Source organism: Citrobacter sp. RHB35-C21 (genome assembly GCF_013816515.1).
Classification (GTDB): domain Bacteria; phylum Pseudomonadota; class Gammaproteobacteria; order Enterobacterales; family Enterobacteriaceae; genus Citrobacter; species Citrobacter braakii.
Genome location: NZ_CP057147.1, coordinates 4,478,407 through 4,501,006 on the forward strand (window position 1 = coordinate 4,478,407; position 22,600 = coordinate 4,501,006).

At 49.3% G+C, this 22,600-nt stretch carries 21 protein-coding genes, 1 tRNA gene and 2 pseudogenes; 13 read left to right on the top strand and 11 right to left on the bottom strand.

Annotation, left to right across the window (positions count from 1 at the left end; genetic code table 11):
- Positions 1-6: 6 nt before the first annotated feature.
- The 5 genes from HVZ39_RS21720 to HVZ39_RS26470 form a co-directional block, all read right to left on the bottom strand.
- A complete protein-coding gene (locus HVZ39_RS21720) occupies positions 7-1,608 on the bottom strand; it encodes an APC family permease (protein WP_109017762.1) in 1,602 nt (533 codons plus the stop codon).
- Positions 1,609-1,619: 11 nt separating this feature from the next.
- Positions 1,620-3,227: an aldehyde dehydrogenase (NADP(+)) gene (locus HVZ39_RS21725; RefSeq protein ID WP_181633717.1), complete on the bottom strand. Its 1,608-nt coding sequence runs from the start codon at positions 3,225-3,227 to the stop codon at positions 1,620-1,622.
- 14 nt (positions 3,228-3,241) lie between these two features.
- Positions 3,242-4,162, bottom strand: coding sequence for a dihydrodipicolinate synthase family protein (locus tag HVZ39_RS21730; RefSeq protein ID WP_003830108.1), 921 nt, complete (start codon positions 4,160-4,162; stop codon positions 3,242-3,244).
- 138 nt (positions 4,163-4,300) lie between these two features.
- Positions 4,301-5,116: an AraC family transcriptional regulator gene (locus HVZ39_RS21735; protein WP_181632952.1), complete on the bottom strand. Its 816-nt coding sequence runs from the start codon at positions 5,114-5,116 to the stop codon at positions 4,301-4,303.
- Between the two features lie 92 nt (positions 5,117-5,208).
- Positions 5,209-5,391 carry a hypothetical protein gene (locus tag HVZ39_RS26470; protein ID WP_220137862.1) on the bottom strand — a complete coding sequence of 61 codons (183 nt, stop codon included), beginning with the start codon at positions 5,389-5,391 and terminating at the stop codon, positions 5,209-5,211.
- Between the two features lie 33 nt (positions 5,392-5,424).
- Here HVZ39_RS26470 and HVZ39_RS21740 point away from each other — a divergent pair, with 33 nt between their 5' ends.
- The 5 genes from HVZ39_RS21740 (at position 5,425) to HVZ39_RS21760 (ending at position 9,730) form a co-directional block, all read left to right on the top strand.
- Positions 5,425-6,366 carry a 4-hydroxyproline epimerase gene (locus tag HVZ39_RS21740; protein WP_181632953.1) on the top strand — a complete coding sequence of 314 codons (942 nt, stop codon included), beginning with the start codon at positions 5,425-5,427 and terminating at the stop codon, positions 6,364-6,366.
- On the top strand, positions 6,363-7,466 hold the full coding sequence (locus tag HVZ39_RS21745) for an FAD-dependent oxidoreductase (RefSeq protein ID WP_181632954.1): 1,104 nt from the start codon (positions 6,363-6,365) through the stop codon (positions 7,464-7,466). Before HVZ39_RS21740 ends, HVZ39_RS21745 begins: the two co-directional genes overlap by 4 nt.
- Positions 7,463-7,717 carry a (2Fe-2S)-binding protein gene (locus HVZ39_RS21750; RefSeq protein ID WP_181632955.1) on the top strand — a complete coding sequence of 85 codons (255 nt, stop codon included), beginning with the start codon at positions 7,463-7,465 and terminating at the stop codon, positions 7,715-7,717. The genes HVZ39_RS21745 and HVZ39_RS21750 overlap by 4 nt, the downstream gene beginning before the upstream one ends.
- The gene (locus HVZ39_RS21755; protein WP_181632956.1) at positions 7,704-8,960 is read left to right on the top strand and encodes an FAD/NAD(P)-binding oxidoreductase; all 1,257 of its coding nucleotides are present in this window, start codon (positions 7,704-7,706) and stop codon (positions 8,958-8,960) included. Before HVZ39_RS21750 ends, HVZ39_RS21755 begins: the two co-directional genes overlap by 14 nt.
- A 356-nt stretch (positions 8,961-9,316) precedes the next feature.
- Positions 9,317-9,730: a hypothetical protein gene (locus tag HVZ39_RS21760; protein ID WP_249419264.1), complete on the top strand. Its 414-nt coding sequence runs from the start codon at positions 9,317-9,319 to the stop codon at positions 9,728-9,730.
- On the opposite strand, the gene HVZ39_RS21765 is transcribed toward HVZ39_RS21760, so the two are convergent.
- Positions 9,727-10,424 (bottom strand): IS1 family transposase gene (locus HVZ39_RS21765; protein WP_223335778.1). Its coding sequence is split into 2 segments (ribosomal slippage): positions 9,727-10,175 and positions 10,175-10,424, totalling 699 coding nucleotides; the frame shifts between segments, so codons are not numbered across the junction. The two genes, HVZ39_RS21760 and HVZ39_RS21765, sit on opposite strands and share 4 nt — an antisense overlap.
- A 568-nt stretch (positions 10,425-10,992) precedes the next feature.
- Between HVZ39_RS21765 and HVZ39_RS21770 the strand changes: the two genes are divergently transcribed.
- The 8 genes and pseudogenes from HVZ39_RS21770 (at position 10,993) to HVZ39_RS21805 (ending at position 18,218) form a co-directional block, all read left to right on the top strand.
- Positions 10,993-13,068: an AAA family ATPase gene (locus tag HVZ39_RS21770; protein ID WP_181632957.1), complete on the top strand. Its 2,076-nt coding sequence runs from the start codon at positions 10,993-10,995 to the stop codon at positions 13,066-13,068.
- Positions 13,061-14,404 carry an McrC family protein gene (locus tag HVZ39_RS21775; RefSeq protein WP_181632958.1) on the top strand — a complete coding sequence of 448 codons (1,344 nt, stop codon included), beginning with the start codon at positions 13,061-13,063 and terminating at the stop codon, positions 14,402-14,404. The genes HVZ39_RS21770 and HVZ39_RS21775 overlap by 8 nt, the downstream gene beginning before the upstream one ends.
- Entirely contained in the window at positions 14,401-14,787 is a 387-nt protein-coding gene (locus HVZ39_RS21780) for a hypothetical protein (protein WP_181632959.1), read from the top strand. The genes HVZ39_RS21775 and HVZ39_RS21780 overlap by 4 nt, the downstream gene beginning before the upstream one ends.
- A gap of 50 nt (positions 14,788-14,837) precedes the next feature.
- Positions 14,838-15,089 (top strand): annotated as a pseudogene (locus HVZ39_RS21785) (SAM-dependent methyltransferase); the annotation flags it as partial.
- A 79-nt stretch (positions 15,090-15,168) separates the two neighbouring features.
- Positions 15,169-16,280, top strand: a protein-coding gene (locus tag HVZ39_RS21790; RefSeq protein ID WP_181632868.1) for an IS3 family transposase whose coding sequence is annotated in 2 segments (ribosomal slippage) — positions 15,169-15,430 and positions 15,430-16,280 — 1,113 coding nt in all. Because the reading frame shifts where the segments join, the coding sequence is not laid out codon by codon here.
- A 16-nt stretch (positions 16,281-16,296) separates the two neighbouring features.
- A pseudogene (locus HVZ39_RS21795) lies at positions 16,297-16,833 on the top strand (septation initiation protein); the annotation flags it as partial.
- Positions 16,833-17,105, top strand: coding sequence for an ogr/Delta-like zinc finger family protein (locus tag HVZ39_RS21800; protein ID WP_181632960.1), 273 nt, complete (start codon positions 16,833-16,835; stop codon positions 17,103-17,105). The pseudogene HVZ39_RS21795 and the gene HVZ39_RS21800, both read left to right, overlap by 1 nt.
- Positions 17,106-17,636: 531 nt before the next feature.
- On the top strand, positions 17,637-18,218 hold the full coding sequence (locus HVZ39_RS21805; protein ID WP_181632961.1) for a sce7726 family protein: 582 nt from the start codon (positions 17,637-17,639) through the stop codon (positions 18,216-18,218).
- On the opposite strand, the gene HVZ39_RS21810 is transcribed toward HVZ39_RS21805, so the two are convergent.
- The 5 genes from HVZ39_RS21810 to HVZ39_RS21830 all read right to left on the bottom strand — a co-directional run bounded on the left by HVZ39_RS21810 (position 18,189) and on the right by HVZ39_RS21830 (position 22,485).
- Entirely contained in the window at positions 18,189-19,292 is a 1,104-nt protein-coding gene (locus HVZ39_RS21810; protein ID WP_181632962.1) for a hypothetical protein, read from the bottom strand. The genes HVZ39_RS21805 and HVZ39_RS21810 overlap by 30 nt on opposite strands.
- On the bottom strand, positions 19,289-20,152 hold the full coding sequence (locus tag HVZ39_RS21815; RefSeq protein ID WP_181632963.1) for an ImmA/IrrE family metallo-endopeptidase: 864 nt from the start codon (positions 20,150-20,152) through the stop codon (positions 19,289-19,291). The genes HVZ39_RS21810 and HVZ39_RS21815 overlap by 4 nt, the downstream gene beginning before the upstream one ends.
- Positions 20,149-20,832: an N-acetyltransferase gene (locus tag HVZ39_RS21820; RefSeq protein WP_181632964.1), complete on the bottom strand. Its 684-nt coding sequence runs from the start codon at positions 20,830-20,832 to the stop codon at positions 20,149-20,151. The genes HVZ39_RS21815 and HVZ39_RS21820 overlap by 4 nt, the downstream gene beginning before the upstream one ends.
- Before the next feature lie 145 nt (positions 20,833-20,977).
- The gene (locus HVZ39_RS21825) at positions 20,978-22,237 is read right to left on the bottom strand and encodes an integrase arm-type DNA-binding domain-containing protein (protein WP_181632965.1); all 1,260 of its coding nucleotides are present in this window, start codon (positions 22,235-22,237) and stop codon (positions 20,978-20,980) included.
- A gap of 163 nt (positions 22,238-22,400) precedes the next feature.
- Positions 22,401-22,485, bottom strand: a tRNA-Leu gene (locus tag HVZ39_RS21830).
- Between the last annotated feature and the right edge of the window lie 115 nt (positions 22,486-22,600).

Here is a 22,600-nt window from a genome sequence, read left to right on the forward strand (position 1 = left end):
ACTCCTTTACTCTTCTTCATCACCGGTAAAGTTAGCCTGCGGCAGACAGGTTCGCTCGCCCCAGTAGTAAATTCCCAGCGACATCGCCGCCACCACCACCGTATCCCACGGATGACCAATCACCCCTGAGCCCCCAAAACTGCCCAGCCAGGAGAAGAGCATAATCAGTGCGTAGAAGGCGATAAGCCACAGAGACGACTTCACCTGCTGTGCCAGACTCACGGTATGCACCGGCACTTTTGATTTGCAAAGTACATAGACGACAAACATCACAATCTGCAGCCCCAGCAGCCATGACAGCGTGCCCCAGCCAGACCAGAATACAATCAGCGCCGAAATCACAAACGACACCGGACCGATAATCCCGAAGGCTCGCACGCGGAATGGACGTGGCAAATCCGGTGCATTACGGCGTAGCCCCGCCGCCGTGACCGGGGCAATGGCGTAGCTCAATACCAGCGCCGCCGACACCACACTTATCAGCTGTTCCCATGACGGGAACGGCAATGTCCAGAAGATAGACAATGCAAAGGTCAGCCACAGCGCCGGACGGGGAATGCCAGACTCTTTATCGATGTGGGTAAACGTCTTAAAGAAGGTACCTGCTTTGGCCCAGCCATAAATCACGCGCGGCGTGGCGTTCATGTAGATATTGCCGGTACCACTTGGGGAGACAATCGCGTCGCACACCACCATAAACGCCAGCCAGCCCATACCGAGCGTAATGGCGATATCTCGGTACGGCAGCGAAAATTGCTTGCTGATCTCCGCCCAGCCGCCACCCAGCATATCGGTCGGAATACTGCCAAGAAATGCCAACTGCAACAGCACGTAAATAATCGTCGACAGCACCACGGATAAAATCAGCGCCACCGGGATGGTACGCTGTGGATTCTTTACTTCACTCGCCACCGAAATAATTGGCGTCAACCCCAGGTAGGCGAAGATGATCCCACCGGCGCTAATCGCAGCCTCAACGCCCGACATACCAAAGGGTGCAATTCCCTGAACGTGCAGGTTCTCAGGTTTGAAAAAAGTAAATAGCGTCACAACGACCGCCAACGGCACCAAAAACTTCAGAATACTGATGATGTTATTGGAGCGGGCAAATGTTTTTACGCTGTAGTAATTCAGCCCGAAGAACAAACACAGCAGCAAAAACTGCACTATCCATCCCAGCAGCGTTGGGTCGCTTGAGCCAGTTTGAGTCAGCATCGGGAACCATGCTGCCGCATACTGCCGCGCGGCAACAATCTCTATGGAGATGAGGCTTGAAAACGCAATCAGTGTAATAAATCCAAGCAGATACCCCATCAACTCACCGTGGGAAAAGACCGGATAGCGGATAATCCCCCCGGCACGAGGCAGTGCCGCACCCAGCTCACAATAGACAATCCCCAGCAGCAGAACGGCAATCCCGCCAATGACCCACGAGGCAATGCCCGCAGGTCCGGCAATCGATGCCACATGGCTTGCGGCAAACAGCCAGCCGGAACCGAAGATAGCCCCAAGCCCAATAAACGTCAGGTCGGTTAGCGTTAGCTGCTTTTTAAATTTACCCACCTCAGCAACGCGGGCCTGTGTTTGGTGCGTAGAGTGAATCGTCATGGTCATGCCCTTCAGTCAACAGAGGGGGAAATGGCTTCCCGGGTCCACTGCCCGTTAATCAGGCGCAGCAGGTTCAGAGGGTTGTCATCCTGGACAGCAGGCGGAAGCAGCGCGGCAGGCACATTTTGCAGGCATACCGGGCGTAAAAAACGGTCGATGGATTGCGTCCCTACCGAAGTACCGCGAGCATCGGTGGTGGCAGGCCACGGACCGCCGTGCACCATGGCATCACAGACCTCAACGCCGGTCGGATAACCGTTAAACAAAACACGTCCCGCTTTTTCAGTGAGGGCTGGCAGCAGGCGCTGCGCCAGCGGCCCATCATCAGATTCGGCGTGCACGGTTGCCGTCAGCTGGCCCGGAATCACGCGCAAAATGGATTGCAACTCCGCCTCATCGGCCACCTCGACCAACACTGCCAGCGGGCCAAACACCTCCTGCTGCAGCAGTGGATCCTGTGCCAGCAGCAGTGAAGCCGGAGCCTGATACAACCGGGCCTGCGCACGGCCGATGACCGATTCATCAGATCCTGCCAGACGCTGAATATGCGGATGTGCCTCAAGCGCGCTGACACCATCTTCATAATGGGCAAGCGTAGGGGCATTCAGCATGATCTGTGCCGGTGCCTGGTCAACCGCGTCCTTCAATGACTGCGTGAAGCGGGACATACCCTCGCCGCGTAAGACAAGGATCAGCCCCGGCTTGGTACAAAACTGCCCACATCCCAAGGTGAAAGAGGACACCAGCTCGTTAGCCAGCGTTTCTGCCCGCGTGGCGACGGCCTGCGGCAGAATAATCAGCGGGTTAATAGCCGACATTTCCGCAAAGACGGGGATCGGCTGCGGACGCTGCTGCGCCAGCTGCCAGAGCGCCTTACCGCCACGCAGCGAGCCGGTAAAACCCACCGCCTGAATCGCCGGATGGCGAACCAGATCCGCGCCAATATCGGTACCGAAAATCATGTTAAAAACGCCCGCAGGCAAGCCAGATGCCGCGACCGCACGCACCATCGCCTGGGCAGTCAATTCCGCCGTCGCCATATGCCCGGGATGGGCTTTCACCACCACCGGACAACCCGCCGCCAGCGCGGATGCGGTATCGCCCCCTGCCGTAGAAAAGGCCAGAGGAAAATTGCTGGCCCCGAACACCGCCACCGGGCCAAGCGCGGTCAGATATTGGCGCAGGTCCGGGCGCGGCAGCGGCTGGCGGTCAGGGAGTGCGGTATCAATACGAACGCCAAAGGCATCCCCCCGACGTAGCACCCCGGCAAACATGCGCAGCTGATTACTGGTACGAGTACGCTCTCCCTGTAACCGCGCCAGCGGCAGCGCCGTTTCCTGGTGGGCTATGGCGAAAAAATCCTCACCGAGCAGATCCAACTCGTCGGCAAGGGTGTCGAGAAAGCGAGCACGCACGTCCGGCGCAGTCTGTGAATAGACAGGAAACGCCTGGTCAGCCGCCTCCGCCGCGGCGGCGGCCTCCTCACGAGAGGCCGGGTAAAAATGGTATCCGGTCAGCTTGCCGTCAGCGGCACGCAGGCTTGGCAGCGTCACCTCACCGCTTGCCACGCGGCGTCCGGCGATAAACTGCTGACCCGAAACAGAGAGAGGTAGCGTCATCATCACTCCTTTACTTAAAGGCCGACATCCGGCAGCTGTGGACGGGTCGCCAGCGCCTTCTCAACAATCGCCACCACTTGCGCACGGGTATCCCCTTCCAGCGCCAGACGCGGTGGACGGGTAATGGCGCTTCCACGCCCCAGCAATTCTTCACAGAGCTTGATGCACTGCACCAGATCCGGGCGCGCATCCAGATGCAGCAACGGCATAAACCAGCGGTAAAGCGCCATCGCTTCCTCATAACGCTGTTGTTTCGCCAGGCGGAACAACGTCTCCCCTTCACGCGGGAAGGCGTTCGACATTCCGGAGATCCAGCCTTCCGCCCCAACGGCAATGCTCTCGACCACCACATCATCCAGCCCAGCGAATAGCACAAAGCGGTCGCCAACGGAGTTGCGCAAGTCGATAAAACGGCGGGTATCGCCGGAGGAGTCTTTGAAGCAAACAATGTTGTCGCAGTCGGCCAGCGTCGCCAGGATGTCCGGCGTCACGTCGTTTTTGTAAATCGGCGGGTTGTTGTACACCATGATAGGCAGGTCGGTAGCCGTAGCCACACTGCGGAAGTGGGCCGCTGTTTCATGCGGTTTTGAGGAATACACCAGCGCAGGCATCACCATAATACCGTCGACGCCCACGCGCTCTGCCTCTTTCGCCATCTTCTGTGCAAACGCGGTGGTGAATTCAGCCACCCCCGCAATGACCGGGATCTGACCGCCCGCAGCATCTTTCGCTACCTCGATGATCTGCAGCTTTTCCTGCGTGGTCAGAGAGGTGTTCTCCCCCACGCTGCCGCACACCACCAGGCCAGAAACACCATCCTTGACCAGGTTTTTCATCACCGTGTGGGTGGCATCCAGATCCAGGGAATAATCGCTACGAAACTGGGTGCTGACTGCCGGGAATACACCGCTCCAGTGAATGGCTTTCTTGCTCATATTCGGTTCCTTGTCGTCAATTTGTTAATTTAAAGTGAATGAATGGTGAATATTCACTGACAGATTGACGTTTCAGGCGACCGACTGCTTGGTAGTTTTCTTCCTCTTTGATGACGAAATTAGCACAGTGAGTGTGTCTTACCCGGCAAGCGTAATGCGAAAATCACGCGGCGTAGAGCCCGTCATCGCCTTAAACTGGCGGCTAAACGCGCTGTGATCGGTATAACCGCACTGCAACGCAATATCAGTAATCGGCGTATTGCCCGCCAGTAGTTCGGTGGCTTTTTCCAGACGAACTTTGTGGATCATCTGGCGCGGCGTGAGATGAAAAATACGCTTACAGTAGCGTTCAATTTGCGCCACCGACATGCCGCTCAGGGCAGTTAGCTCTTCCATCGCGATGGGACGGTGATAATGATTGCGGATATGATCGTCGACGATCGCCAGCCGCTGCCACGCCGGATGACGCGCCTGCGCTTCCTGCAGATCGTGTGAAATCCCCGCCATGCCGATGACCTGGCCCTGCGCATCCCGCAGCGCCAGCTTCTGGGTCAAACACCAGCCGCGTTCACGACCGTTGTAGAGATGCATTTCCAGCTGATCGCGCAGCATTACCCCTTCGCGCAGCACCCGCATATCCTGCTCGGTATAGCCCAGCCCAAGCGCTGAAGGGAAAACATCGGCAGAGGTTTTACCCAGCAGAGAAACCACCGTCTTAAACCCGCAGCGACGTGCCAGGGTCATATTGACCATCAAATAGCGGGCCTGCACATCTTTGATAAAAAAAACCACATTCGGAATGGCATTGAGCAGCGGCGCAATCAATGCCATCGCATGGAGCAATGTCTGGATATTGTCCGGACGCTGACGCGCCAACCCCTCACATATCTGGCTAAGTTCAGCCACTTCCGGCACCGGCGACGGGGCCCGCACATCATTAATCACACAGGACATCACGCTTCCTCCCGATTAGTGATCTGAATATTTATTAACTTTTTGTTAACTCAGCAAGCATCCTTACTGCGTTTTGCGATCCTGCCGTAGATTTATAATTTCCCCTTTTCCAGCCACTGGCGCAGTTGCCTTTTTTGGTTTACCACACCACTAACAAAATGATTAATAACAAATAAATATGATAATGCCTTAAAGATGACAGCGGCCATTATGCTGATTTCGTCATTTGCGGTGACGAAAGCGATCAAGCCGGGACGCAAGGCTTGCGTCAGCATTTAGCAACAAAATATTAACTTCCCGGAGATCCTATGACAGCGCAGTACAGTGAACTGAGAGTGATTGATTCTCACACCGGCGGTGAACCCACTCGCCTGGTCATCGACGGCTTTCCGGATCTGGGGACGGGGAACATGAACGAGCGTCGGGAGCGCTTTTCCCGCGACTACGACGACTGGCGTAAAGCTATTATTCTTGAGCCACGCGGTAACGACGTTCTGGTCGGTGCATTGCTCTGTGAACCGGTTTCGCCACAGGCCACGGCGGGAGTCATTTTCTTTAACAACTGCGGCTTTCTGAACATGTGCGGTCACGGCACCATCGGGCTGATTGCCTCGCTGGCATGGCTTGGGCGCATTCAACCCGGTAAACATCTGATTGAAACGCCGGTGGGCGATGTGACGGCCACGCTGCACGAAGACGGCAGCGTCTCGGTCGAAAATGTGCCAGCCTACCGCTGGCGTAAGCAGGTACAGGTTGAAACCGTCCACGGTACGGTAACGGGTGATATCGCCTGGGGCGGCAACTGGTTTTTCCTCGTCAACGATCATCCGTTCGCGGTCTCGCCGGAAAATATCCCTGAATTGACGGAGTACGCATGGGCAATCCGTGAAGGATTAGATCGTGCAGGCATCCGTGGCGAGCATGACGGCATTATCGATCATATCGAACTGTTTGCAGAAGATGATCGCGCGGACAGCCGCAGCTTTGTACTCTGCCCAGGTAAAGCCTGGGATCGATCGCCCTGCGGCACCGGCACCAGCGCCAAACTGGCCTGTCTGGCAGAGGACGGAAAACTCAAATCCGGAGAATCCTGGCGGCAGGCGAGCATCATCGGCAGCGAATTTACGGCGCATTTTGTGCCGCATGGCGACAAGATCGTCCCGACGATCCGCGGGGAGGCATGGGTCTGTGGTGATAACAAACTGATCCTCACCCCTGAAGATGCATTCTGCTGGGGGATCTCACTGTGATCGAAAGTGACGTCATCGTCATCGGTGCCGGGATTATCGGGGCCGCCTGCGCCTGGCAACTGGCCGCTCGCGGGCAGCGAGTCACGCTGGTCGATGACGGCAATGCGGGCGCGACGGCGGCGGGTATGGGTCACCTGGTGTGCATGGATGACGATCCAGCGGAGCTCGCACTCTCCGCCTGGTCTCTGGCGTGCTGGCGCAAACTGATGCCCCGGATGCCAGAAAGCTGTGCCTGGCGCGGATGCGGTACGCTGTGGCTGGCGGAAACGCCGCAAGAGCTTGCGCTGGCAGAAGAAAAGAAACAACGGATGGCACAATACCAGGTTGTCAGTGAAATGCAGACCCGCAATCAGCTTGCCGCGCGCGAACCGCTGCTCACCGCCGGACTCGCTGGCGGGCTGTGGGTCCCCGGCGACGGGATAGTTTACGCCCCAAACGTCGCCCGCTGGTTTATTAACGATGCCGATTTAACGCATCTTCGGGATAGCGCCCTCTCTGTTGATGCCCCTTACGTCACCCTACACAGCGGCAAACGACTGCGTGCGCGCGCCATCGTCATCGCCAGCGGTCTGAGTGCCAACACGCTGCTGGACGAAAACTGGCTCAGACCCAAAAAAGGTCAGTTGGCGATCACCGACCGCTACGGCCCCTTGCTCAGCCACCAGCTGGTAGAGTTGGGATACGGTGCCAGCGCCCATGCAGGCGGCACCTCAGTGGCATTTAACATTCAGCCACGCCCCACCGGACAGTTGCTGATTGGCTCCTCCCGCCAGTTTGATAACACCGACCGCGAGGTTGACCTCCCCCTGCTGGCACAGATGCTGGCGCGGGCGCGCCATTTTTTACCCTCTCTGGAGACACTTAATATCATCCGCTGCTGGAGCGGTTTTCGGGCGGCATCGGCTGACGGCAACCCGCTGATTGGCCCACATCCTGCGCGTCCGGGTATCTGGCTGGCGCTGGGGCATGAAGGGCTGGGCGTCACAACCGCGCCAGCAACCGCCGAGTTACTTTGCGCCCAGATCCTTGGCGAGCGCCCGGCGGTGTCCCCGGACGCCTGGCTCCCCGTACGCCTGCATAAGCAGGAGGCCATCGCATGACGACCCTGAACGTAATTATAGACGGCCAGAGCTGTGAGGTTCCCGTCGGAATGAGTATTGCCGCAGCACTGGCCCTGGTGGGTAATGGCGTGACTCGCCGTTCGGTGAGTGGTCAACTGCGCGCGCCCTTCTGCGGGATGGGTGTTTGCCAGGAGTGCCGCGTCACGGTGAACGGACACCGGGTGCTGGCCTGCCAGACGGAATGCCAGACCGAAATGGTGATTGAAAGGAGCCATCATGCAAAGCGTTGACTGTGAGATCCTGATCCTTGGCGCAGGGCCAGCCGGATTGTCGGCGGCACTGGCTGCCGCACGCTGTGGAAAATCGGTGATAATCCTTGATGACAACCCGCGCCCCGGCGGGCAAATCTGGCGCGATGGGCCGCTGGTCTCACTCCCCCGACACGCCAGACGGCTTCGTCAGGCGGTGGCGGAGCATCCCCACATTACGCTACTGAACGGTGCCCGGCTAATTGCCCGCCCCACCCCACATTCCGTAGTCTTCGAAACCGCAGTCGATTGCGGCGAAATCCGCTGGCAGCGGCTGATTTTATGCTGCGGCGCCAGAGAACTCTCGCTGCCTTTTCCCGGCTGGATACTACCCAATGTGACGGGGGCCGGAGGCCTGCAGGCGCAAATAAAACACGGCCTGCAGCTCAAGGGAGAACGCGTGGTCATTGCAGGCAGCGGTCCTCTTCTGCTGGCGGTCGCCAGTACGGTGAAACGCGCTGGCGGGAATATCGTCTCCATCATCGAACAGGCACCGATGAGCGCACTGGCCCGTTTCGCAACCGGGCTCTGGCGCTGGCCTGAAAAATTGCGTCAGTTCGGCGAGCTCTTTCCAGCCCATTATCATCCGGCAAGCCAGGTCATCCATGCGCAGGGTGATCCCTGTCTTCAGTCAGTGGCCGTGCGCCACCAGGGACAAACCCGGGAGATCGCTTGCGACAGGCTGGCCATTGGCTATGGGCTGGTACCGAATATAGAACCTGGCGCAATCTTTGGCTGCAAAACAGAAAATCAGGCTATTTGGGTCGATGCGGAGCAACGCACCAGTGTGCAGGATATCTATGCGGCAGGAGAATGCACTGGCTTTGGCGGCAGCGAGCTGGCGTTAGCCGAGGGAGAGATTGCCGGCTATGCCGCAGCAAATTGTCCGCAAAAGGCCCAAAGCGCCATCTCCGCGCGCGCCCGCTGGCAGCGTTTTGCCCATGCGTTGCATACGACGTTTGCGCTACCGGAGTCGCTAAAAGCCGCGACCACTGCGGATACGCTGCTTTGCCGTTGTGAGGATATTCGTTGTGGCGAGGTGCAAAACGCCGAAAGCTGGCAGGCGGCAAAGCTTGCCTCACGCTGTGGAATGGGGGCCTGTCAGGGAAAAGTCTGCGCCACCAGCGCCCGCTGGCTGTACGGCTGGCCGCTGCCGCAGCCTCGCGAACCGCTCTCTCCCGCGCGAGTCGACACGCTTATCTATCTCGCAAAACCAGAGGGCTGATTTATTTCTTTTCCGCGCTTTGCACTATGGTGATGCCGAGCGCGGTAAAGACTTTGTGCAGTACTGCCTGTGCATTAATGCTGGGTAGAATTAATCTTCTCTCGTAGCGCAGAACCCGTTAAACGCACCTACGCTCCATAACCCTTCATCGCCCATCTCGGTTAGCTTATTCACCAACAGTAAAAGTGTGAATCACCACAGATAATCTAAACACTTCTGAGCCGTTGATAATATTGCATTGACCTCCTGAGACTGAGCATTTCTTTGTCCTGTATCGTTTGCGATAGTCTTCGTAGCAGGTATTATTTTGCGCACTGCATTCCGAAACAGAATTTTTGCCTGTGCACATTCGCACTATGGCTGCGACACATTACCTCTGGTTGCAGATGGTTAAGTCAGCCTATATCAGACAACATTCACTGCACTTCCAGCCCGGCAGGAGCCATAAAGACATTCTTTGGACGGTTCATCTTGCTGCGAGCAATGGCCGGTTCTGCGCGTTGGATGTTAAGGACTATATCTATATCAACAATAAGGCCTCTATCACGCATCGGCCGGATTACTACGATGTTCGGGCAATGAGCTATGTTGAAGTGATCGCGGATATCATCCAGTTAGCGGATGATAAGCAAAACAAAAAAATAAAGTTCTTTTTGTACAGACATGCTCTGGTAGAGGCTCGTCACTTTTTGGGATTATATCGCAATCGCGTCGGAGATAAATCTGGAGTAAAAACTTGCTTCAAAGTGCAGGTAATGACTCCAACTTAATGATAGTGTTTTATGTTCAGATAATGCCCGATGACCTTGTCATGCAGCTCCACCGATTTTGAGAACGACAGTGACTTCCGTCCCAGCCTTGCCAGATGTTGTCTCAGATTCAGGTTATGTCGCTCAATGCGCTGAGTGTAACGCTTGCTGATAACGTGCAGCTTTCCCTTCAGGCGGGATTCATACAGCGGCCAGCCATCCGTCATCCATACCACGACCTCAAAGGCCGACAGCAGGCTCAGAAGACGCTCCAGTGTGGCCAGAGTGCGTTCACCGAATACGTGCGCCACAACCGTCTTCCGGAGCCTGTCATACGCGTAAAACAGCCAGCGCTGGCGCGATTTAGCCCCGACGTATCCCCACTGTTCGTCCATTTCCGCGCAGACGATGACGTCACTGCCCGGCTGTATGCGCGAGGTTACCGACTGCGGCCTGAGTTTTTTAAATGGCGGAAAATCGTGTTGAGGCCAACGCCCATAATGCGGGCGGTTGCCCGGCATCCAACGCCATTCATGGCCATATCAATGATTTTCTGGTGCGTACCGGGTTGAGAAGCGGTGTAAGTGAACTGCAGTTGCCATGTTTTACGGCAGTGAGAGCAGAGATAGCGCTGATGTCCGGCGGTGCTTTTGCCGTTACGCACCACCCCGTCAGTAGCTGAACAGGAGGGACAGCTGATAGAAACAGAAGCCACTGGAGCACCTCAAAAACACCATCATACACTAAATCAGTAAGTTGGCAGCATCACCCAAAGTGCACATCTCGTTCGCCAGTTTAGTTAGAGGTATCAGTAGTTTTAGCGATGTGTTTTTCTTTATTAAGCTGCTGGGCAAGCTATTCTGATAAGTTGTGCGTTGCTACACGACACCTGCGCACAGCGTAATTTCACGCTTTCTGACTAAATTGTTCAGGCCTTTTCTTAGGTGCGAACACAACTCCCCATACTTTCCTCTTCCAACTCAAAATCATCGCACCTTGCTGACCCAAGAAGGGAGCATGCCCTGCATTAGTATCCGCACAGCTCATACTCTATTGATAACAACAGCGCTTCAGCACAACAAAGTAACTTGATAATCGCGACTTAAAGTGAAGATGCCAAAAACTCGTTTGAGAGCAATCAATTCAATGACATGTCAAAACTGTACTTTCCATTGAAAATCTTACTCATGGCACTTGGCTGCAAACTCATGCTTGGTAAGATAGATCATAAAACAGCTCATTGGCTACCTTGTAAGAAATGTGGCATCAAAGGAAAAATTACGATGGATCTTGTTGATAGTATTGAAGCAGGCAAGCTGACGATCAGTGAATTGATTGAAACCTTGGCGAAAGATAAAAATTACGCAGCTTCTAAGTGGGATCAGCGATACCGTGAATTTACGACTTTGCTACAACAAACCTCAACTTTTGCTGAGCCTGAAACGGATGATTTAGTTAAGAGGCTCTGGTATGAACGCGATAACGGTATTGCCAGTATTCGTCAGGGCGTTCCATCATTAGCAGAATATCAGCAAAGCCTCCCATTGCTTAGAGAACTCACTGAACGTGTTCGTCAGCAACCGAATGAAGCTACCTACCAATATGTAGGCAGTGCGCTGCAGCAGGCCAAAGAGACCGGAGAGCTTAAGCGCATGTATTGGAGTTTAAGAAATCGTGTCTTTGCCGCGTTCTCGCCAGAAAACTACACCAGTACTGTGGATGAGAATGCTTTCAATAAAGCAGCAGAATTCCTAAATCAACACTTCCATCTCGGTTTGGTACTGACCGGAAATTGGTTACAGAAAAACTATGAATTGAAACAAGCCATACACGCCCAATCTCCTAACAAAGATCCTTATTACGTGAATATGGCCATCTGGCATCTCTATGAATTGCTCCGTGAACGCGATAATGAACAAAAGCAGGAGAAAGTAGCTAGCACGGCATCCATAACCAGCAGTGAGCCCATCGAGAACAAGACCATTCCACATTCACCAACTAACGTGATCTTCTTTGGCCCCCCAGGCACTGGCAAGACCTTCACGTTGCAGCAAAAAATGAAAGAGTACACTTCTCATGCAGTTCCTGCTGATCGTGATGCCTGGCTGGATTCTCGCCTTGAATCGTTGAACTGGATGCAGGTTATAACGCTGGTGCTGCTCGATCTTGGGAAACGAGCCAAAGTTCGCCAACTTATTGAACATATGTGGTTTCAACGTAAAGCATTATTAAACGGTCGTAATGGCAACCTATCGAATACTGCCTGGGCGGCTTTGCAATCGTATACAATTCCCGAATCGTTAACTGTTGATTATAAGAATCGGCGTGAGCCTGCCGTATTTAACAAAACAGATAACAGCGAATGGTTTCTAGTTGATTCACAGCTTGAGCAAGTGGAGGATTTGGTAGAGCTCTACGCCGAACTTAAACGTGGTCCAACATCTGCCGAAGCCATTCAACGATTTTCGGTGGTTACGTTCCACCAATCATACGGCTACGAAGAATTTATTGAGGGTATCCGCGCTCGCTCTGACGAAAGTGGCAACATCTCTTACCCTATTGAGCCGGGTATCTTTATGCGGCTGTGTCAGCGTGCCAATGCCGATCCAGCCCATCGCTACGCCATTTTCATCGACGAAATCAATCGCGGCAATATCTCCAAGATTTTTGGCGAATTGATCTCACTCATTGAAGTAGACAAGCGTGCCGGTATGTCCAATGCAATGAGCCTGCAGCTGTCTTATAGCGGTGATCACTTCAGCGTACCCGCCAATGTCGACATCATCGGAGCCATGAATACAGCGGACCGTTCTTTAGCTCTGATGGACACGGCTTTGCGCCGTCGCTTTGACTTTGTCGAAATGATGCCAGATCTCTCTTTACTGAGTGGAGCTAAGGTGAAAGGCATAGAGCTCGAGTCGTTGTTAGAGAAACTCAACAGCCGCATCGAAGCACTTTACGATCGCGAACATACACTGGGGCATGCGTTCTTTATGCCGGTAAAAAATGCACTCGATGCCGGTGATGAAGAAGCTGCGTTTAAACAATTGAAGATCGCATTCCAGAAAAAGATCATTCCGCTTTTACAGGAATACTTTTTCGATGACTGGAACAAGATCCGGTTGGTGCTGGCAGACAATCAAAAGCAAGACGACAACCTGCAATTCGTAATTGAGAAAACCGATGATTTGGATACGCTTTTTGGTAACAATCATGCTTTACGACGTCACGATCAACAATCTACAGCTTACGAGCTAGAAGCATTTGAGCAAGAGATCTGGAATATGCCACAGGCTTACCGCGCTATTTATCAGCCGCAGCAAGCCGTCCTTGATGAGCAGGCTGTAAACCATGGGTGAAGTGCTATCTGTTTTTGAATATGACCTGCTAGGGAGTGGAAAAGCGGCTTCAGTTGGCGCAAAGCTGGTACCTCAACAGGTCTTCAATTATTTAGAAGCACTTAGCCTAACAAGTATTCAAGGGAGCCAGTTTCTCAAACTCACCTCTCGCTCAGGCTTCAAATTGCTTCAAGTGCAAAACTACGCGGGGATGCTTTCAACACCTCACGGTTTCCAGCTTGAGATACTGCCCAAGGTTGGTAAAAACCTCACAGCAGCTAATGCTCGTGAAACATTGCTGACGATGCTAAGCCATCTGCCTGGGTTTCGACATATTCAAACCCAACAGGCAACTCTGCAGGCTCAGCGCATGCCTTTGCTTGAGATTTTTATCAGTCAGTTTTTGCTTAGCGTCAGCCAATTGCTTAGACAAGGTTTACGCTCCGACTATGTGAGCGAGCACGGTAATCTGGCTTTTATGAAGGGCAAGCTGATGCTTTCTGCACAGCTGCGATATAACGCGGTAAATCGCCATAAGTTTTGTGTCGATTATGATGAGTATATGCCTGATTGTGCTGCCAATCGGATCTTACACTCCGCACTGGATAAGTTACTTAGTCTGCAGCTGTCATCAGAGAATCAACGCTGGCTTTACGAACTGCGCTTTGCGTTTGACGGGATTCCACTTAGCCGGGATATAGAAAGTGATATAAACAGCTTACGCCTTGAGCGCGGTATGGCTCATTACAACGAGCCAATGGCGTGGGCGCAATTGATCTTGAGAGGAATGAGCCCGAGTGCCTTGCAGGGAAATACCAAAGCGATATCCCTCTTGTTCCCTATGGAAGCAGTGTTTGAATCCTTCGTTGCACAAACCTTTTCCGACGAACTCCCTCCTCACTTCAAAGTTAAATCGCAAGCCGCCACTTATTCCTTAGTAAAACATGGGGCTTATGACTGCTTTAAACTTCGCCCAGACCTGCTGATTCAATCACGTCAACCGGTTCAAACCAAAATGGTGATAGATACAAAATGGAAGCTGGTGAACAGCAACGAGCAAAAAAAATCACTATATGGACTTGCGCAATCCGACTTTTATCAAATGTTTGCCTACGGCCAAAAATATCTTGATGGCCGCGGCGAAATGTATCTGATTTACCCTGCGCATGATGACTTTAGCCAACCGATACGCCAGCACTTTGCTTTTTCAGAGACTTTAAAATTATGGGTTGTGCCATACCGGATAATGGCAAAACGCGGTGAGAGGATGATGTGGCCGAGTGACGAGTCCTGTACAATGAGACCCAACCCAGATCGGATGGCTGCTTCAGTATCCTATAGTGGAGGCATGAGATGACCCATGAATACCAGCGACAAAGCCTGGAACAACTAATTACTCAGCAAACAGCAGCGCCCAGAAGCGCTGACGTTGTATTTAATGAGAACCAAACTCTCTGGCAAACCCTTGGCTTTAGCCAGTCTCAAGTTTCGCTATGGCTTGCCTCATTGCCTCAAAGTAATCATCTAAAAGAGTCCACAACAGCAACGTACCAGGTTACACCTGATGTTGCGGCACATTTGGTATCATTGTTACAACAAGCTGGTGGGCGCATGCCCCTGGCACAAGTACTGAAAAAGCTCCCAGCAGGTATTACGACCAGTGAACAGCAGATACACAAACTGGCTCGGAAGCATGCGCAGTTAGAGATTAAAGGCCCCTTGCTGGTATTGATCAATTAACCGGCACTTGTAGTAACTATTGGCGGTATTAAAGGATTTTAGAAAACATCATGGCAAAAGAAGCAAAAGCAAAAAAACAAGACCCGCAACAGCAGCTAGAAGCACTGTTCAATAAACTGGTCAAACAGCACTCCGAGTTTACTCAGCCATTGGTCGAATTGCCCGAGCATGAATTCGCCAAGGCTGGTCTCATTCAAGGCCTGGTTGAAGGCAACTTAACACCACCAGTCATGTTGATTGCGCTGACAGAAGGCCATTGGGAATACGCCGCTGACACTGCAAAGTTTGATGATTTAGCCTACTGTAAACATCCCGCATAATCGTGCCATTCACATTTAGAGATCATCCGGCATAATCAATCTGCCAACGAAGGAGATCGCTATGCGTAAAGCCCGTTTTACTGAGCATCAGATCATCGCTGTGATTAAGTCGGTTGAAGCCGGACGAACTGTTAAAGATGTCTGCCGGGAGACCGGTATCTCTGAAGCCACCTACTACAACTGGAAGTCCAGATACGGCGGCATGGAGGCTTCTGATATTAAAAAGATCAAGGATCTTGAGGACGAGAACCGACGTCTCAAACAGATGTTTGCCGACCTGAGCCTTGAGAACCGGGCGCTGAAAGACGTTATCGAAAAAAAGCTTTAAAACCAGCCTTTAAGCGTGAGCTGGTCACTCATCTGATAACGACATTTGGACTCAGTATCCGTCAGGCCTGCCGGAGTCTGAACCTGAGCAGAACGGTTTACCATTACCGTCCGGATACCACGCGTGACGAACCTGTTATTGTCGCGTTGCAGGCAGTGGCAGAGCGATACCCACGATACGGTTTTCCAAAACTTTTCCAGGTTCTGCGGCGGCAGGGATACCCGTGGAATCACAAAAGGATCCATCGTATTTATTGTCTGCTGAAGCTGAATTTTCGCCGTAAAGGCAAACAACGGTTGCCGGTGCGTAATCCCTCGCCACTGGCCACACCGGAAGCGCTGAACCAGAGCTGGTCTGTCGATTTTATGCATGATGCTCTGGTCTGTGGCCGTCGTTTTCGCACGTTCAATGTCGTTGATGACTTTAACCGTGAGGCATTGTCGATTGAAATCGATCTGAATCTGCCAGCTTTGCGCGTGGTCCGTGTACTCGACAGGATTGCGGCAAATCGCGGCTATCCGGTCATGCTACGCATGGATAATGGTCCGGAATTTATCTCTCTGGCACTGGCTGAATGGGCAGAGCAACATGCAGTAAAACTGGAATTTATTCAGCCGGGTAAGCCGACGCAGAACGCTTTTATTGAGCGCTTTAACCGGACATACCGTACAGAAATACTCGATTTTTATCTGTTCAGAACGCTGAGTGAAGTGCGGGAAATTACGGAGAAATGGTTGTCAGAATATAACTGTGAACGCCCGCATGAATCACTGAACAATATGACACCGGAGGAATACCGACAGCACCATTATTTGGCCGGGATCTCAAAAAATGCATGGAACTAAAACGGGTCTATTTACAGTAGTCTCAAAGGAAATGAAAAAACTGCGCACGGAAATTGCGCTGGGACGAGAAACGCTTGAGGATTTTGATGAACTGCTGGCAGCTCAGGAAAGCGAAAATGCCTTATTACCGCAGGAGGCCGGGAAATTAGCCGGGCAGTATATCTGCGCACATAACACCCTTGTGGAAATTCGCGCAAAGCAAATCTGGGAAGACTTCATGCAGTCGCATGGTAAGGCGTTAATTCAGACACTGAGCCTGCTCAAAACCACAATGGGGCGGGAAGCCAGTGCCGTTGTGGGTGTGGTGAATTCAGTTAATGACCCGGACACAGTACTGAAAGACTTTATTCACAAACATATCACCAAACCGGCTCTTACTAACGCTGCGATGCCGAAACAGGACCCGGTGTTTAAACTGGCAGGTGTTGCGCCGGATTATGCTGCCCTTGCTGATTTCCGCAAACTTCCCTCTCCGGCGGCCCTTCATAAAATGAAGATCCGGCAGGAACGTGAAGAACTGCAAAAACGTAACCGAGCCGCGGAGGGTATCTGATGGCACTTAAATGTCCCGAATGCGGCACTACGGCACACGCCAGAACCTCCGCCTATGAAGCACCATCGGTTAAACGCTCATGGTATCAGTGCCAGAATCTTGAATGTTCCTGCACATTTACCGCACTGGAAAGTGTGGATACGATAATTATGAAACCCCGGCGCAATGAACAGCAATCAGATGAACCGGAAGAGCCTGAAAAGCAAAAGAAAACGCTCAATCGCTATGGCTCTGCATCAAAACTGTCAAGCCGTCAGCAAATCCCTGTCTGATCAACATAAAACGCCCAGCCATAATCCCGGTCCTGTACCGGGATTTTTTACGCCTTTTTCCTGGCTGGCCTGAGAGCGCATGAGTGCATGTCTATGGTGCATGAAAACGCATGAGTCTCATGCGCCGTTTTTGACGCGAAAGCCCTTGTGTGGCGGCTCCTGAGACGATTTACGGGGTGAATGAAAACCATTCTGTTAAGCGAAGCGGGCAGGCGGGCGGGGCTGCGCGCGGAGAAGCCAAAATTTGAGATCAAGAGCTACTGCAACATATGATGTTCCGTATTGATGTATATCGTCAAATGAGCATACAAAAACATTATTTATCATAAAGATACATACGAAAGCTTATTTCTATTATGATTGTCTGGGCTGTGATTTACTTTCATTACCAAAAGATTTATTAGTTTTGAAGTCCCTGTTATACTTTTAACAAGAGCCATGTTCAACTGATTGACAGACTAGATTATTCATTTATAAGGTCAATTATGTTTAACAAATATACTTGCGTTGAAAATTAAGCACGGTGTTTCTATGACTTTGAATGATAAAGAAATAAGATATGGTTTAGTGGAAATGTTATTATCTAGAAAACAAAAACCCGCACGAATCATTCATGAATTGCCTATAGATAATGGAAATGCTATTGCAGATGTTGTAGCTGTATATAAACAACTTCATTGTTATGAGATTAAAGGCGATGGCGATAAAGTCGAACGACTTCAGTCACAAGGTTTTTTTTACAATCAAACATTCCCTAAAATAACTTTAGTTACTACAGAAAAACATTTAATACGAGCCTTGAATATTACACCTTCATTCTGGGGTATAATTGTTGCTTTCTATCATAATGGCCGAGTTAAAATGAGATATATTAGAAAAGCGACTGAGAACATTAACATTTCAAAAAAATCTGCCTTACAAACGTTATGGAAAGAAGAAATGGTGTCTCTTATGAGTGATTATGGACTACATTTAAAAAAATCGGAAATGAATAGAACTAACATATCTAGAGAAATATCCCTAAAAATTAACAAAAAGGAACTGAATGAAAAGATCAGTTCCTTATTAGAAAAAAGAAAGAGCTCATTTATTAAACATATAAACCAGATGTAGATTTACTAAATGAGGGACTATAGTTGATGCGGTTGCTGGTTTCCCTACATTATTAGCCTTGTCATGTAAGTAACCGTCACCAGTAGAATAAAGCTTACCTCTATAAATCGTCGTTTTGGCGATGAGTTTTTTCGCCAACTTACCTAATTGCCCTCTATCGGTTTTGAACTTTCCACCGCGAATTAAAAGAATTTTATTATCGAACGGATAAATTAATTTTGCTGTTGTGACATTATCCATGTCTTCATCAAATAATTCGACATCTGAATACTCAGGACTAACGCAAGTATAATCCCCTAAATAGACAGTGGCGTCTACCTCCGCAGACTTTAATAAAACATTTTCATAAATTATAATTTCTTCTCTGACTACCTCTTTTTCATCCCTTGTTTGAATTATTTCAGATATTGATGCGGGAATAGTCGAACCAGTTATGATAGTTTTTGAAAAGACGAACCCATCATTTCTCAGAGAAATTAAAAAAGACAATATTTGCGAATGTAAGTTGCTTGCTGAATTCTCTTTGCATACCCTACAATCGAAAACAACATCAACATCATCAAATAGAGAATGCAATTCTCTCAATAAATTTATTAATGAAATTCGACATAATGCATAAGACTCAAAATCTTCTTGAGTTAATCTTACGGCAACCCTACTTACAATAAGGGAACCATTAGCCAGGCCATTTTTGATAGATCTCAGATGCTCAGGATGTCTATCTAAACCTATTACCGAGACCATTCCAAGAGGACCAAAAGTATCAATTATACCAACATAATTATATTTTCCATTGTACTTTATGGTATCCTCAACATCATAATTATCCATATAAAAATGATTTAAGAACCTTAAATTAATCTCGAACTTCCTGTGCAACCGAATCAAATCACCAGCAAACAACTCTTCTTTATTTTTAATAGCGGCATCAGGTTCACGCCTTGATTTCTTTAGCTTTTTTCTGGGAAAATCAAAAAATGGATAAGGGTTAATTAGTGGATGTGTAGAATGCAAATGCTTTAATGCACTGATCTCACTACCTTTAAGTTTCAAAAATGGAATATAATTATTCATAAAAACAAATCCTTTCTTAAATCTTCTTTGTAGATTATATCCGTAAATAGTTTATAGTTAGCCCTTTCTCTTCTAATCCTTCCTGCTATTATTGCTGGGTGGATATTTACTTCATTCGCAAATTGCTCAACCTCAAATGTTGAATTTGAATGTTTTACCGGACAGCTTCGCCAAACTCTCCTAGGTATTAACAGATCCCCAGCTAATTTATTCGCTTCGAATTCCTTTCCTTGTGTATGTGCAATAGATTCATCTACATCGTCAATTATTACTTCATTTAAGTTGTCATAATGAAGAATGATATGGGCTAACTCATGCGCTAAAGTAAACCAAAAGTTGTCAATTCTATTATAGCGCAGACTTAAAGCAATAATAGGATTACCTTGCGCATTTGTGTATACTGCTCCATCAAGATTGAGCCCAGGAAAGGACTCTTCAAAAACGACAACTATCCCTAATTCAATTAATGCAGCTGAAATCTTAATATGACCATTTTTCTCTGAACTAATCTTCAATATTTCAGAAACCAGTGCTTCATCTACTTTTTTATAAGACGGTAGCGAAAGCATCTCAAGAACACGAACTTTATTCCTTACTTTGCATAGCCAAAGATCAATGATAAAGTCTTTAGCTTTATCTGACTTCCTAAATAAAATCTGACTATTTTTATCCTTGTAACTATTGAAAAGCACCGCTAGCTTATTATAATCATAAGTATTATCATCATGCATAAACTGCTTTCTGACATTTGCTGGGGCCGCATTCAGTCTATTAATAAACTCTTTATATTCTAAATAAAAACCACTGAAATTGCTTGAACTATAACGGCCTAAAAAAAGCTCATCATCATTAACCATCATATAGCCCTCACAAAGTCAAGATATTTATCCTCATGCATTTCATAGTACCATAAGCCATCTTTATCTGCCTGATCGTAGTGGATCATTTTAAGTTTATGTTCATAAAAACTTTGCGCTTGTGGCAAAGAGTGTAAGCACATTCCCGGTTGAAATTTTAAAACATCCTTACAATGCCTCATTATTTCTTTTAAAAAAACAGTGCCTACTCCTAAATATTTTTTATCACCCAATGGATGATATCGATTCCAAGGGGCAACAGCTATAAATTCAACATAAAAAAGTTTTTGAGTTGAAAGCACAGATTGCTTAGGATGATATATTAAGCAGGCAGCCTGTATCTCATCATCAACTCTTAAAAAAAACCATTTGTATTCATCACTTTTTAGTAACAGTGATTTATTAAACCATTCCCAATGATCATCTTCACCTTGAATCTTTTTTTCCTCTTCCGCTCTTTCATTTTCAGAAAGAGTATCCAAGTATGCTGCTAACTGTAATCTGAAAGCTTTCCATTTTATATCACAAGAATAAGCAGTAAAAATATCCCAGCCAAATGTTATTCTGTAGTGTTCATTTTGGCTGGTATAATTATTAGTGAAAAAACCCCGTGCAATTTCTTCTTCAGGAGGTTTATTAGCAATTTGTAACTTTATAAGTTGACTAAGTTCATTACTATCCATAAGAACACCTAAAAGCTATTCACATTTAGGAGTTTTTACCTTGATTTATAAGGTTTTTCAAGAACATTTTGGTTACTCTATATTATCATTCAAATTGCAAATAGTTAGCAATGAACTAATTAATATATGATATATAAAATATTAACTAAAATTTAGACCTTCCATAATCGTACGGAGTGATGAAATTTATCTGAATAGCATCTAGATAATCAGCCCACCATTGCACCATTAAACGCCGCTCATCTAAATGCTCGGAGGTATGAATATATGCCGCACGCACATTATTACGTTCTGAGTGGCTTAACTGCCGCTCGATCGCATCATCACTCCATAGCCCCGACTCACCCAAAGCTCCACGTGCCATAGTTCTAAAACCATGCCCACATACTTCAGTTTTAGTGTCATACCCCATAGCCCGCAAAGCACTATTCACCGTGTTTTCACTCATAACTTTAGTTGCGTCGTGATCTCCCGGAAACAGCAGCTCTTTATCACCACTAATCTGCTTAAGCTGCTCTAACAAAATCATCGCCTGCCGACTAAGCGGAACGATATGCTCCTCTTTCATCTTCATGCCCCGGTACGAGTAACGTACACCTTTAATTTCTTCTCGTTTTGCAGGTACTCGCCAGAGAGATTTATCGAAGTCAAACTCATCCCAACGCGCGAAACGTAACTCACTGGAACGCACGAAAGTTAGTAAGGAAAGCTCGACCGCGATCCGTGTCATTACGCGGCCACGATATGCAGCAAGACGAGCAAGAAATTCAGGGAAGCGGCTAGATGGTAACGCTGGATAGTGTCGCGCTTTGGTCGTCGATAGCGCACCGGCCATATCGCTGGCTGGATTTGAGTCGATGTAATCGTTCTGTACGGCATAACGCATAATGGCCGTGACGCGCTGTTGCAGGCGCTGAGCGACATCGTGTTTGCCACTGGCATCAACTTTTTTAATCGGGGCTAACAGGTGGCTGGTTTTAAGCTGCCGAATGTCGGACGAACCGATATGAGGGAAGATATAAAGCTCAAGATAGCGTAGAACGCGCGATCGATGGTCTTTACTCCAGCGTTTGTTACTGGCATGCCATTCGCGAGCAATGGTTTCGAAAGAATATGCCCCTGAATTCTCGGCTTGAGCTTCTTTCTGTTCAGCTTTTGGGTCGATGCCCTGCACTAACAGCTTTTTAGCTTCATCGCGCTTTGCTCTTGCCTGAGCAAGCGTCACCGTAGGCCAAACACCAAACGCGAGGCGATCCTCTTTTTTGTCAGAGGGGCGTCGGTATTTCATGCGCCAGTATTTAGAACCCTTGGCCGAAACCTCGAGATACAAACCGCCGCCATCGGCCATTTTGTAGGTTTTGTCTTTTGGCTTTGCGGTCTCGACCTGTCTGGCGTTGAGCTTCATTTGGGGGCACATTTCTAATCGAAGTTAAGATGCCCCCAATTATGCCCCCAATGACATTCGGATTTCAACGGACAACCTCGGACGACTCAGGACATAAAAATCTCTGCAAGCATTGATTTTAAAGGGATAATTGGACTTTCTCGGATGGTCTTGGAAGTACTAATGGTGCCGAAGGCCGGACTCGAACCGGCACGTATTTCTACGGTTGATTTTGAATCAACTGCGTCTACCGATTTCGCCACTCCGGCACGGAAGGGATGCGGAAAACGTTGTGGATTATACCTGTCATGCGCCACCATGCAAGCACCAGCGTGTGCCTGACTCGCTAAGTGTTGAAAATTTCAGCATTCCCTTTCTCACCTG